Here is a 14,842-nt window from a genome sequence, read left to right on the forward strand (position 1 = left end):
CACACTCACGCAAAACACAGGCCACTTCCCATGAGCAAAGTTAAGCAACAGGATGTTGATCAGCTGATCGCCCTCGTTGGCGGCAGCGACAATATCGCGATGGTGACGCATTGCATTACACGTCTTCGTTTTGTCCTCAATGATCCGTCTAAAGCCGATCCGAAAGGCCTCGAAGCCCTGCCAATGGTTAAAGGCTGCTTCACCAATGCCGGGCAGTTCCAGGTGGTGATCGGGCCGGAAGTGGACGATTACTATAAAGTCCTGCTCGCCAGTACCGGTAAAAGTCAGGCAGGTAAAGAGCAGGCAAAAATCGCCGCCCGCCAGAACATGAGCTGGTTCGAACGCAGTATTTCTCACTTCGCCGAAATTTTCTTCCCGCTGTTGCCCGCGCTAATCAGTGGCGGTCTGATCCTCGGTTTCCGCAACGTTATCGGTGAAATTCCGATAAGCGACGGCCAGACGCTGGCGCAGATGCACCCGCTGTGGCAATCCATTTACGACTTCCTGTGGCTGCTTGGCGAAGCCGTGTTTATGTTCCTGCCGGTGGCGGTTTGCTGGTCGACGGTCAGAAAAATGGGCGGCACCGAGATCCTCGGCATCGTGCTCGGCATCACGCTGGTATCACCGCAACTGATGAACTCCTATAACCTCGGCCAGCAGATCCCTGATGTATGGAATTTTGGCTGGTTCACCATCGAAAAAGTCGGTTATCAGGCGCAGGTTATTCCTTCCGTTCTCGCAGGCATGGCGTTAGCCATCATCGAAAGTGGCCTGAAACGTATCGTGCCTAATTACCTGTACCTGGTGATTGTGCCGGTCAGCTCACTGCTGATTGCGGTATTCCTGGCGCACACGCTGATCGGGCCGTTTGGCCGCATGGTAGGTGACGGCGTGGCATTCGCGGTGAAATTCATCATGACCGGCAGCCTTGCACCGATCGGTGCCGCGCTGTTTGGTTTCCTCTATGCACCGCTGGTGATCACCGGCGTGCATCAGACCACCCTCGCCATCGACATGCAGATGGTGCAAAACACCGGCGGAACCCCGGTATGGCCGCTGATCGCCCTGTCCAATATTGCACAGGCGGCCGCCGTGGTGGGCGTGATTATCGTCAGCCGCAAACATAATGAACGCGAGATTTCCGTGCCCGCAGCGATATCCGCCTTCCTCGGCGTGACCGAACCGGCCATGTACGGGATCAACCTGAAATACCGCTTCCCGATGCTCTGCGCGATGATTGGCTCAGCCGGTGCCGGTCTGATTTGCGGGCTGTTCCACGTTACGGCCAACGGTATCGGCGTCGGCGGCTTACCGGGCATTTTGTCTATCAAGCTGCAGTTCTGGAGTATTTACGCCATGGCGATGCTGGTGGCGATTGTGGTGCCGATTATCCTGACCGTGCTGGTTTACCAGCGTAAAGCCCGCCGTGGTGAACTGGCTGTGGTGTAAGACCTTCAAGAAGGAAAAAGGAATGAACAGCGAATTGCCGTGGTGGAAAAACGGCGTGATTTACCAGATTTACCCCAAGAGTTTTCAGGACACCACGGGCAGCGGTACCGGTGATATCAACGGCATCACACAGCGTCTGGATTACCTGAAAACGCTGGGCGTTGATGCCCTGTGGCTGACGCCGATGTATCTGTCACCCCAGATTGATAATGGTTACGACGTCGCCGACTATTGTGAGATTGACCCGGCTTACGGCACGCTGGAGGATTTCGAGCGGCTGACTGCACAGGCGCATCAGCGCGGGATCCGCATCGTGATGGATATGGTGTTTAATCACACCTCGACGCATCACGAATGGTTCCGGCAGTCGCAGGATCCGGGCAGCCCGTTCCGGCCTTTTTATATCTGGCGTGACGGTGCAGCCGAAGGCGGGCCGCCGAATAACTGGCGCTCCAAATTCGGTGGCGGTGCCTGGCAGTGGCATGAAACCAGCGGTCAGTATTATCTGCATCTGTTCGCGGCCGAGCAGGCGGATCTCAACTGGGAGTATCCGCCTGTTCGCGGGGCGCTCAAAAAAGTCTGCCAGTTCTGGGCAGATAAGGGCGTCGACGGGCTGCGGCTGGATGTCATCAATCTGGTGTCGAAACAGCAGGATTTCCCGTCCGATGACGCAGGCGATGGGCGGCGTTTTTACACCGACGGACCACGTATTCATGCATTCTTACAGGAGTTCAGCCGTGACGTATTTCAGCCACTCGGGCTGATGACGGTCGGCGAAATGTCTTCAACGAAGCTGGAACATTGCCGCCGCTACGCTGCCAATGACGGCAGTGAACTGTCGATGACCTTTAACTTCCATCATCTGAAAGTAGATTACCCGAACGGCGAAAAATGGACTGATGCGCCGCCTGATTTCGTACACCTCAAGCAGATTTTTCGCGAGTGGCAGCAAGGGATGCACGGGCACGCATGGAATGCGTTGTTCTGGTGTAATCACGATCAGCCGCGCATTGTGTCGCGTTTTGGTGATGAAGGTGCGCTGCGCAACACCTCGGCAAAAATGCTGGCGATGGTATTGCACGGCTTACAAGGCACGCCGTACATCTATCAGGGGGAGGAAATCGGCATGACCAATCCCGGCTTTAAACATCTTGAGCAATATCGCGATGTGGAAAGCCTGAATATGTTTGCTGAGCTGAAAACGGACGGACGCAATACTGAAGAATTGCTGCGCATCCTGGCACGGAAATCGCGGGATAACTCACGTACACCGATGCAGTGGACCGCCGGCGAACAGGCGGGATTTACCACCGGCACACCGTGGATTTCCGTCAGCCATAACGCGCAGAGTATTAATGCTGAGCAGGCACTGGCGGATAACGATTCCGTGTTTTATCTGTATCAGCAACTGATCCGATTGCGTAAATCACTGCCGGTGCTGACGGACGGCGATTATGAGGATTTACTGCCTGAACATCCGCAACTCTGGTGTTATACCCGCATGGCGAACGGAAAAACCCTGAGTGTGATGGCGAACCTGAGCGCACAGGAGCAGACGCTTGCGTTACCGGTATTTTGCGGCGAACAGGTGTTAAGTAATTACGCCACACCGGCGGTTTGCGGCGTACTTCGTCCCTACGAATGTCGCTGGCAACTCGCCGGATAATCTGAAATTTCTGTTCTGCCGGGTCAGTCACATTCGTGTCTGGCCCGTTTATTTTTAATGCATCTCCTTATAAAACAATCCGCAAAATTCAGGCCAGAACTGACAGTTGGTCATCAATTCCTCCGCCAAAAAAATTCTTTGTTTCAGGTCAATAAAACGAGAATTATCACTCGCATGAATGCTACATATAGTGTGTATAGTACACACCCAACCCAATATATAGCGGTTTTCCGCAAATACCCCACAACCGGCCTGTAAGCCTTGTGGGGCGCGGGTTCCGCCCAATAGGAGTGTCATTGTGAAGGCAGACAGACTGGAAACCCTACCCGCAAAACCGACTACAATGCAGCCCATCGTGATTAAGCGGGATGGTTGTCAGGTCCCTTTCGATGAAGTTCTGATCAAACAAGCAGTGCAACGCGCTGCTGCTGCTGCCGGTATCGACAGCGTGGATTATTGCGCGCAAGTTGCCCGCGTGGTGGCGGAAAGTCTGCAAGATCAGGCTCGTGTAGATATCCACGAGATTCAGGATGCGGTCGAAAATCAGTTAATGGCAGGTCCGCATAAAAAGCTGGCACGCGCTTATATCGAATACCGCCATGACCGCGATGTGAAACGTGAAATGCGTGGCCGCCTGAATCAGGAAATCCGCGGTCTGGTTGAACAAAGCAATATGGCGCTGCTTAATGAAAACGCCAATAAAGACAGTAAAGTCATCCCGACCCAGCGCGATTTACTGGCCGGGATCGTGGCAAAACATTATGCCAAACAGCATATTTTACCGCGTGATGTCGTGCTGGCGCATGAACGTGGCGAGCTCCATTATCATGATCTCGATTATTCGCCGTTTTTCCCGATGTTTAACTGCATGCTTATCGATCTGAAAGGCATGCTGAATCATGGTTTCAAAATGGGCAATGCAGAAATTGATACGCCAAAATCAATTTCAACGGCCACCGCCGTCACCGCGCAGATTATTGCACAGGTCGCCAGCCACATTTATGGCGGCACCACCATTAACCGCATCGACGAAGTGCTGGCACCGTTTGTCACTGCCAGCTTCAATAAACATCGCCAGACCGCCGAAGAATGGCAGATTGCCGATGCCGAAGCGTTCGCCCGTAACCGGACTGAGAAAGAGTGCTATGACGCGTTCCAGTCGCTGGAATATGAAGTCAATACGCTGCATACCGCCAACGGTCAGACGCCGTTCGTCACCTTCGGTTTCGGTCTCGGAACCTCGTGGGAATCACGTCTGATCCAGCAATCCATTTTACGTAACCGTATTGCCGGTCTGGGCAAAAACCGCAAAACTGCCGTATTTCCGAAACTGGTGTTTGCGATCCGCGACGGCCTGAACCATAAAGCCGGTGATGCCAACTACGACATCAAGCAACTGGCACTGGAATGTGCCAGCAAACGCATGTATCCGGACATCCTCAATTACGATCAGGTGGTGAAAGTCACCGGATCCTTCAAAACCCCGATGGGCTGCCGCAGCTTCCTGGGTGTATATGAAGAAAATGGCGAGATGATCCACGAGGGCCGCAATAATATCGGCGTGATCAGCCTGAACCTGCCGCGTATCGCGCTGGAAGCGAAACGCGACGAGGCGGCGTTCTGGACACTGCTTGACGAGCGTTTGCTGCTGGCGAAGAAAGCGCTGATGACCCGCATTGCACGTCTGGAAGGCATCAAAGCCCGGGTTGCGCCGATCCTGTACATGGAAGGCGCCTGTGGCGTGCGCCTGAAAGCCGACGACGATATTTCCGGCATTTTCAAAAATGGCCGGGCCTCGATTTCGCTCGGATACATTGGCGTGCATGAAACCATTAACGCGCTGTTCGGCGATCAAACCCACATGTTCGATGACGGCCAGTTACGCGAAAAGGCCGTGGCGATTGTGGCCCGTCTGCAGGCGGCAACCGAAAGCTGGAAAGAGGAAACCGGCTACGGCTTCAGCCTTTACAGCACGCCGAGCGAAAATCTCTGTGACCGTTTCTGTCGTCTGGACAAAGCCGAATTCGGGCTGGTTGCGGGCGTTACCGACAAAGGTTACTACACCAACAGCTTCCATCTGGACGTCGAAAAGAAGGTAAATCCTTATGAAAAACTCGATTTCGAAGCGCCGTATCCGCCACTGAGCAACGGCGGTTTCATCTGCTATGGCGAATATCCTAACCTGCAACATAATCTGAAAGCGCTGGAAGACGTGTGGGATTATAGTTATACCCGCGTGCCTTATTACGGCACCAATACGCCGATCGATGAGTGCTACGACTGCGGTTATACCGGCGAATTCGAGTGCACCAGCAAAGGCTTCACTTGCCCGAAATGCGGCAACCATGAACCTTCCCGTGTCTCCGTCACCCGCCGCGTCTGCGGATATCTCGGCAGCCCGGATGCCCGTCCGTTTAACGCCGGCAAGCAGGAGGAAGTGAAGCGCCGGATTAAACATTTGGGTAATGGTCAGTTGGGTTAACGTGATGAATTTTCATCAGTATTATCCTGTCGATGTCGTGAACGGGCCCGGAACGCGCTGTGTGCTGTTCGTGTCCGGCTGTGTCCATGAATGCCGCGGGTGCTATAACAAAAGTACCTGGCGGCTGGATTCCGGCAAGCCGTTTACGCAGGCAGACGAAGACCGCATCATTACCGATCTGCAAAATACGGTGATCCCGCGTCAGGGTCTCACCCTTTCCGGCGGTGACCCGCTGCATCCGCAAAATCTCTCTGCAGTGCGCCAGTTGTTGTTGCGCGTACAGGCGGAGTGTCCGGACAAAGATGTGTGGATGTGGACGGGCTATACGCGGTGTGAACTGACCGCTGAACAACAGGACGTTGTGGCGCTGATTAATGTACTGGTCGACGGGAAATTTGTGCAGGAACTCAAAGACCCGTCACTTATCTGGCGCGGCAGCAGCAATCAGGTGATTCATTATCTGAGGTGATTATTAAGGCACTGCTTTTCGGCGGTGCCTTCTCTTTTTGTCGCATCATTTTATTCCTTAAGCTTCATCGCTCTCCCCTCTCCTTTTGGCATCCCCCGATCGCAGTATTTGCCAGACGACAGATGAAAAAAAAGTGCGCCTCATAGGAGACGCACTTCAGGGCTAATGGAGATTACTGTTTTATTACTTACGCGTTCTTCGTACCCCGCTGGTTGATTGGGGTATTACTCTCAGACCATTCAGTTTCCTGATAAGTATGCTCAGAAGCCATAACATGTTCAGGCATCAGTGATTGCCAGTTAGCAGCACCGTCTGGCAGTTGCACATCCTTACGGACTGGCTGGCCTTCATAATCCGTCCCGTTATTCTTATTGCCGTCACGCGGTGGATCATTTGGCGTGATGTTATTACTGTTAGACCCCGGGCTCAGTACAACAGGATCTGGCGTGGTGACAGTCCATTTCTTACCATTATACTCGCTTGGATCGGCCTTTTTAACGTCTGGCGTACTTTCAGTTGCCGGCGTTTTGGTCGATGTATCACGTGCTTTAGTGGAGCCGCTTTTTGGCAGACCCTCGAACTGCGATCCGTTTTTACCCGGACCCGATTTCGGTGGTTCAATCCAGGTCGTGTTGCCGGTTGCAGACCCTGGCGTCAGGACAACACGCTCAGGCGTTTTAACTTCCCACTTCTTGCCATTGTATTCGCTTGGACGTGGTTTTGGCGTATCAGTGTCATCTGGTTTCACCGTATCATCTGGTTTCACCGTGTCATCTGGTTTCACCGTGTCGTCTGATTTCACCGTGTCGTCTGGTTTCACCGTGTCGTCTGGTTTCACCGTGTCGTCTGGTTTCACCGTGTCATCTGGTTTCACCGTGTCGTCTGGTTTCACCGTGTCGTCTGGTTTCACCGTATCGTCTGGTTTCACCGTGTCATCTGGTTTCACCGTGTCGTCTGGTTTCACCGTGTCATCTGGCGTTTTCACCGGAGTAAGATCTTCAACATCCGGTGTCGGTTCCGGTTTCGGCTGTGGCGTCGGCTCCGGTGTTGGTTCCGGTTTCGGCTGCGGTGTTGGTTCCGGCGTTGGTTCCGGTTTCGGCTGTGGTGTTGGTGTTGGTGTCACATCATCCGGTTTCGGCGTCGGACGTGGAGTAACGCCATCAGTGGTATCAGCTGGCTTCGGCTTCACCGTAGTAGGCGTATCCACATCATAGCTACCCGTCTTACTCGGACTCCAGCTGATGGTGGCAGCAATATCACTGCCCCATTCTTTCTCGTCTTTGACAACGTCAGAGATTTTCGTACCGTCAGTGTTGAGGTTGCCATTAATCTGGCCAGCCTTCGTATCACCCACATCGATCGTTGAATGCTGATTTTCCTGATAGTGGATCTCATCCGTGGTTTGCGCGTATATATTAGCACTGGTCCCCGTCTTCGTTACACCGCCGCCGCCGCCGCCATACGCACCATCCTGTTCAGTGGTATCAACAAGGTCCTGCGCATTGATATTGCCTGCAACATGAACGGTACCAGTATGGTCATCAGAGATCAGCTGACCGCCAGTCATATTCATATCACCACCGGTTTCCACGTTCAGCGGACCTGAAGTATGGATACCTGACTGTTTATTCGTCGTCGCGCTGTCAAGGAAATCAGATCCTCCGCCAGCATTCACAGATGCTGTAGGAATAGGGATGGTTCCCGTCTGTGTTGTGAACGCAGCCCCGATAGAAGCACCTGCATGCCAGCTTGAAGCATCATTGTCGACGGTGTCCTGAACGGAAACAATGTTCATATTCCCTGCGGCTTTCACATCTGCAGTTTTTGCCGTGATATCCGCTCCGATCAAATTAACGTCTTTGCCACTGATAATGGAAATATTGTCTGCCGCAATCGTTGTGTTGGTGTAACTCTTAGAACTGTTGTTCGTATGATTATTACCGCCGCTGGCATCCAGTGAGACCCCGGCACCTGCAGAATCGCGGTCAACCCCTGCACCGGCAGTGATGCCAATGCTGAAGTTCATGCCATCCTCTTTATAAGAGGTGGTTTGTTCAGCAGCGCGCATGTTGACATCGCCACCCGCATCAATCGCCACATCTTTGGCTTTCATATCAACCCCATTGAGCGTGGTATCGCCTTTGGTTTTGATATTGACTTTACCGGCATCAATGTGGGTAATATTTTCACTGGTCGAACTTGCTGAACCAGATGATTTATTGTAATCAATGCCGTATGTGGTATTGAGTGAAGCATAATCATTGAAGATTAAGTTGGTTACATCACCCGCCACCTGAGCACTTGTGGTTAAGGCATCAAAACCCACGTCCGGGTCGTTGACTGCATTGGCGATCATATTGGCATTTTTATCCGCGACATCCAGGAAGACACTGGACGTCGTTGATGTTATCCCCACAGAAAGCGCTTCATGACTGAACGTTTCCTCGTGAGTATCAACATATTTGGTGGTCTTAAGTTCATCCGCCGTAATATTTAACTCATCAGCGACTTTAAAATCGCCCCCCCCAATATCAACAGTTTTCGCCTCTAGGTTCAGGTCGTCGGCAAAATTGAAAGAAGCATTCTGGTTTGTTTTGGTATCAGATGTCGCCTCATCTGTAGATGAACGGAAGCCCACGAAGACTTCTGTTGCCGGAGCGACCGCAGATTTACCTGGGTTTTTCGCCCCACCATTATCTGAACCATAATCAAATTCATACTCGCCCTGTGACGTACTGCCACTGCCGCCATCACGCGCGCTATATTCACCTGATGCGGAATAACCCACTGCATTAGCATTCCCGGTGAGCGTAAACTCACGAGCTTCAACCACAGATTCTGTATGTTCATAATCCTGTGTGGCCTGTATATCGACATCGCCCGCCGCAGTGATGTTGCCGGATGTACCGGAATATTCACCGCCTTTCATCACAACATCTTTAGCAGAGTCGATATTTAATTTACCGCCGGCAGCCACTTTGCTTTCAATAGCGGTGGCGGTGGTGGTTTCAGTTTCAGTATGGGTAAAGTTAAGTGCGTTCTTTTTATCTAAATCATTCGTGTATTCGGCCGATATTTCGTGCATCTCATTGAAGGTAATATCGCCTTCAGTGGACGTCATATTAATATCGTTACCGGCTTCAAAGGTAGCTGCATTAGATGTAATATCTTTTGCTTTCATATCAATGTCGCCGCCAGCAGAAATGGCGTCATCATAAGTATGAACCTGCTGCTTACCTTCTTCATCACGACCCACGCTGGCGGTAATTTCAATGCTGCCATTTTCAGCAGACATATTAATATCATCGCCCGCTTTAATATAAGCGCCATCGTTGTTAATAGACCCGTCAGTTGTGGTCAGATCAACATTATTACCGGCAGAAATACCACCATTAGCCCCGTTACTCGTATTATTAATGTCCCCTTCTGAAGTAATGTTGACATCATTCCCTGCAGAAATAACGGCATTATTATTATTCACCTGGGTTGCATCAATATTGACGTCACCTTCAGCATGAATAACTGCAGAACCGGAGGATTCTTTTGCACCGGTAGACATTGCGTCAAGGGTCGCGTTGGACAGATAGACAAAGGGTACTAATACTTGTTCACCATCAATGGTTTGGTTTACAAACCAAACAATATCTTTATCCAGCTTACCGCGCTGTTCTTCAGTCAGTGGTTCACCCACGACCAGACCGAGATCTTCCGTATGTGTATTGGATGGTGGAGTTTCTGCAACATCCTGATTAAGGGTTTGCCCAGGAAGGTTATCAGACGCCTCATATCCTACCGGGATATCGGTGCTCCTCATAGAGTATGAGTTTTCCGGAGTGACTTCTGTATCAACCACATCCTGATTAAGCGTTTGACCTGACAGAATATCAGACGCCTCATTTTCTACCTGGACACCGTTGTTGACCACATAGTTGGCGTTATCCATTAACATCTGAACCATGTCAACGCCATCGACACCATCACGCACCGCGAAATAGGAGCCAACAGAATCATTAACCTGGCGACGGATCAGTTCCGAGATGTAATAGTTATCACCAATAACATATACCGGCTCATCAGGTACATAACCGACCTGTTCAAAGAAATAGTCCGAACCATAGTATTGGCTCTGGTCAATCATTTCAAAGCGCGTTTCGAAGACAGGCGTAACAGTATTTGATGGACCATCCTTGAGTGAAGGTTCACTGGTATTACGCTGGTTCCATTCAGGCGAATAAGGGAACATCGCAGGCATTTTACTCATCGCATCAATGGTGCTCATTGGCGAAATACCGGCGCGATATTCTTCAATATCTTTAAGGTTAATCAGAACCTCGGTGCTGCCACCAATCGGGGCAATCTCCTGATCCCCCACTTTTTCAACATTTACAGAATCCGACGTACCCGTTTCAATCGCAAAATCACCAATACCGTTATTCAGTTCACCACCGTTATGGGTGAAAGTCCCCAGCGTGACAATGCTGCCCGTGTCATTAGGCAGGAAGTAAAAACCTTTTGCCTTCAGTGCTTCATCATCAGATTGACTGATATTTTCCCAGTCACTTCTTAACGTATTCAGATCTTTGGTAATCCAGCTCTCACCAAACATCATGATCATCAAGGAATTCAGTTGCGGAGATGCAGTTGATTTTTCACCGCCACCAGCAGCCTTACGCACTGATTTCAAGAAATCATCTTTCTCGAGTTCTGCAGTACGGATGAACATCTTGGACATCACGTCATCAGTGAGAGTATACCCATTAATGGATGTCGGATTACCATCGCCAAACAACCAGTCCATGAAGGAATAAACAGTATCGAATGTTGCTTTATCCCCACCACTGGCAACAGTTTTCCAGTAATACTCAATCTCAATCGGTTTTTCTAAAGGCGTGGTAACATATTCATACAATGATGCTTGTGTATATCGAGGTTTGTTGGTCAGATTACCCGTAATGGTCATATCACCGACCGACTGGATCATACCTCCTTCATTGAGCACTTCTAAAGGATTCTCAGCCGTATTTTCAAAAATACCGCGCTGATTGATGTCGATCTTACCGCCCGATGAAATCTCCGCTTTGGTTGTTACCGTAAGATCGGAAGATAATACCGGCAGATAAGTTTCTACTCTCCAGGAAACATAGGTCGCAACTTTAGAGTAATCCTCAATAAAGCCTTCCCCCTCCTGCAGGGCACCTGTTTGCCAGCCACCACCGCTGTATTCGCTGAGGTTGCTCAGGCTTTGGGCATCCAGCGCCATATCACCTTCTGAGCGAATGATACCCGCATCATTGATGATATCGTGGGCGATAATACTCATATTGCCCACGCTCAGGACATTACCGTATTTTTGATTGTGGAACGTGCCTTCCCGTGCATCAATATTGACATCACCGAACGCCCAGATAAGGCTGCTCATGCCAGCAACAGGGTTGCCTTCACTATCCGTACCCGGCTCATTATAAGCATTGGTAATATTCTTACCTTTCAGCGTAATATCCTGATTACTGACAATCGCAAAATAGTTAGTAATATCTTTTCCGGCGTCCAGAATAATATCACCCATACTTTCGAGCGAACCACGAACCACAATGTTCCCGTCAGAATGAATAGATAATTCCTGCGTGGTCAGAAGATCCCCCGCCGCCTCATCGAACACATAATCCTTCGCCATATCAAGAGATAATCTATCATTACCTCTGACAGTACCATCCTGATTCACAAAATCATTTTTAATTCTAAGATCAGCGGTGCTGAAGCCTTCAATGTTACCAGAGGTATTATTCAGATCATTAACGTCTACAAGAACATTTGTCGCATTAATTTCGCTGTTATTCACCAAAGTATTTGCATGAATATCAATATTTCCGTCAGAAACCAGATTGGCATTAAATACAGTCGGGTTATCGTATTCATCAATGCCAGAGGACGATAAGTTTTCAAGTATATTCGTGATGTTGAGAACAATATCACCATAACTTTGAATATTACCGGCCAGGTTCGTGAGATTAGCGGCATTGATAGTCAACGCATCTTCTGACTGGATGAGCGCCGCGTTATTGATCAGCGTACCAATGGAATTGAGCACTAATTCCAGACCCGCAGATAGGGTTGCGCTCTCGGTATTGGATAAGCTGGTGATATTCGCCATCGTCAGATTATCAAGCGCAGCAATCAGGGAAGATTCACCTGAGTTCAGCAACGTAAGCACATTCTCAATGGACAGATTGCTATTGGACTGGATAGTCCCCGCATTCTCCAGACTTTCTGCATTCGAGATATTCAGCGCAGTTTCACTGATTATCTGACCCGAAGCATCATTATGAATATTTTTTACAGTATCAATATTCATCACATCTTGTGAAATGAGAGAAGAACCCTCTGTATTTTCCAAAGAAGTGACAGAATTGATCAACAATGCCGCAGAGGCCTGAATGGTTGACACCGCAGTATTGAGTAAATTTTCAACATGGTTGATGTCCAGAATGCCACCGGAACTTATCAGACCATTCACGTTACTCACATCAGAGACGTTGCTTATGGTGATATCGCCATCAGACTGAAGAGACGATTTATTGTTATTCAGGGTATTAACATCCGTGATCTGAAGGTTACTGCTACCTTCAATAACGGAGTCCTGGGTGTTGTTGATATTTTGAACATGGCTTAATAATACAGAGTCAGCCTTAATCAGAGAATCATCATTAAAGATATTATTGATATTGGAAAGCTCAATGGCATTATTGGCAATGAACGTCCCGTTTGCTGTGTTACTGATAGTATCAATATCACTTACGCGAATATTACCGCCCTGTACCCAACCCGCCTCATTGAATACAGAAAGTTCATGATCAGCCAGGTTACTGTGAATTAACAGGTCCTGCTCGGCAATGATTTCTGCCGCTTCACCACTATTTTTCAATTCTTTCGTTAACGTAAGATCAGCCACTGTACCTGCAGTGACTTGGCCGCTGTTATGCATTGAATCAGAATTGATATGCAGGGAACCACTGGTATCTATACTGCCATCATTGACAAAAATGGCACTTTTATCGGCCTGATTTTTTTGATTGATGGTGATATTTTTCGCAGCCATGCTGCCGCTGTTATTGGCTGTCGTACCATTAACATTAAGCTGCATATCGCCGTCAGTTGAACTCATCTTACCGCTGTTGATGAATGAGTCAGTTGTCGCATCAATGGTATTCTGCGCATACAACCCACCGGTATTTTCTAATGAGCCGGTATTAATCAACTGACTGTCAGTAAAGATAATCCCTTTGTTTTTAAATGCGCGGGTATTGATGGTCAGTTTACCCGATGCGTTGATCATACCGTTGTTTTCGACCAGCTCATCAATGTTTAATACCAATGCGCCTTTCTGAGCAACGATGCCCCCGTTATTATTTTTGGCAGATTTGGCATTGATGACAACATCACCACTATTACTCACAACCTGGGCATTGGAGGCAACGCTGGCCTCGATGACCTGGCCATCGCGGCGCACCACATAGTCGCCATTTTCCAGAGAAACCACCGCCCCTGGTATAGTCTGGCCGGACTGATCAACCGCATACAGCGAGCCGACGATCTGGTATTCATTCGCAACGTTGATCTGGATTGATGGCACATTGACAGAGGCAGTCTGACCATTTTTTGCCATTAATGTGGCGGCATTTTGCAGCATTGAACTGGCATCAATAATGATCCGGCCCTGCTGCGAGATAGCATCAGCACCGATATCCACATGGCCCAGCGCATTGATCATCAGATCCCATTGGCTGTCGATGCCACCTTGCCCCGCTGAGTTTTTCTGAATACTGACATTATTACCGGCAAGCGCGACGCTACCCTGATCGCTTTTCAACCCCGATAACCGCAGATCACCGTTCGCCGAAATTTCGATGCTTTGATTGCCAATGATACTGCCCTCGTGACGCACACCTGCGCCACTTTCGGTACTGATCAGTTGGATACGGCCACCATACATTGAGCCTAATGCACTACCATCAATAGAGACTTCGGGGCGGTCGCTGGCATTGGCATCACGAACGGTATGCGTACGGGACTGAATGTCATAGTCATTCAGACCTGTTACCATTTTAATATCAGCCTGACCGGCCATTTCACCTTCCAGTACGGCTGAACGGCTGATGATATCAAAGTAACCCAACCCTTCAGTTGAAATCCCTTGCCCCTCAATATTGATCGTCCCTTTCTCGACGCTCAGTTGGATGCGGCCATCAGCCTGCGGATTAATTTTACCCGTCGTTAAGGTCAGGTTATTGGCATTAACCGTTGATACACCATTAACGGAAATACCATTTTGGTTAGCAATAATGACATCAGCTTTTTTACCAAAAACCTCCATCGCACCATTAATCTGCGTTCCCTTCGTCCCGGTAACTTCAGAAATAATGGCATTTGCCTCATTATTCAACTGATCATTCTTAATAACAAAGCCGCCAATCTTACTGGTGCCATCGGTTGTACTATTGTTAAAAATGACCCCTTCCTGATTAACGTTAAATTCAGTAAATTTATTATGAGAAATACCGCTTGCATTGGGATCAACAATGTTAATAACGGGTGTGCCATTGGCACTTTGGTTCATCGTGGGTGCACTATGGTCACGACTATCAGGAATAATTGCCCCTGCATCGGCAAAGCTTGAAAAAATGCCAGCCATTGCCAGGTATAATGGCTTCAATTTTATCACTCTTTTTGAGTGACCTTTTTTACTATGATTATTCATAACATCCTCTGTTTTCATAGG

5 protein-coding genes are annotated in these 14,842 nt (G+C 49.3%); 4 read left to right on the plus strand and 1 reads right to left on the minus strand.

From position 1 onward, the window contains the following. Positions 1 to 30 precede the first annotated feature (30 nt). The 4 genes from treB (at position 31) to nrdG (ending at position 6,066) form a co-directional block, all read left to right on the plus strand. A complete protein-coding gene (gene treB, locus EVX52_RS15485) occupies positions 31 to 1,449 on the plus strand; it encodes a PTS trehalose transporter subunit IIBC (protein ID WP_129954403.1) in 1,419 nt (472 codons plus the stop codon). A gap of 22 nt (positions 1,450 to 1,471) precedes the next feature. Continuing rightward, positions 1,472 to 3,115: an alpha,alpha-phosphotrehalase gene (treC, locus tag EVX52_RS15490; RefSeq protein ID WP_129991626.1), complete on the plus strand. Its 1,644-nt coding sequence runs from the start codon at positions 1,472 to 1,474 to the stop codon at positions 3,113 to 3,115. 343 nt (positions 3,116 to 3,458) lie between these two features. Beyond that, positions 3,459 to 5,597 carry an anaerobic ribonucleoside-triphosphate reductase gene (nrdD, locus tag EVX52_RS15495; RefSeq protein ID WP_129991657.1) on the plus strand — a complete coding sequence of 713 codons (2,139 nt, stop codon included), beginning with the start codon at positions 3,459 to 3,461 and terminating at the stop codon, positions 5,595 to 5,597. A gap of 4 nt (positions 5,598 to 5,601) precedes the next feature. Beyond that, entirely contained in the window at positions 5,602 to 6,066 is a 465-nt protein-coding gene (gene nrdG / locus EVX52_RS15500; RefSeq protein ID WP_129954627.1) for an anaerobic ribonucleoside-triphosphate reductase-activating protein, read from the plus strand. Positions 6,067 to 6,253: 187 nt separating this feature from the next. On the opposite strand, the gene EVX52_RS15505 is transcribed toward nrdG, so the two are convergent. Continuing rightward, positions 6,254 to 14,839 (minus strand): hemagglutinin repeat-containing protein, encoded by an 8,586-nt coding sequence (locus tag EVX52_RS15505; protein WP_129991627.1) that lies wholly within the window; start codon positions 14,837 to 14,839, stop codon positions 6,254 to 6,256. Between the last annotated feature and the right edge of the window lie 3 nt (positions 14,840 to 14,842).

It is taken from the genome of Rahnella sp. CFA14(1/10) (genome assembly GCF_004195095.1).
Classification (GTDB): Bacteria; Pseudomonadota; Gammaproteobacteria; order Enterobacterales; family Enterobacteriaceae; genus Rahnella; species Rahnella perminowiae.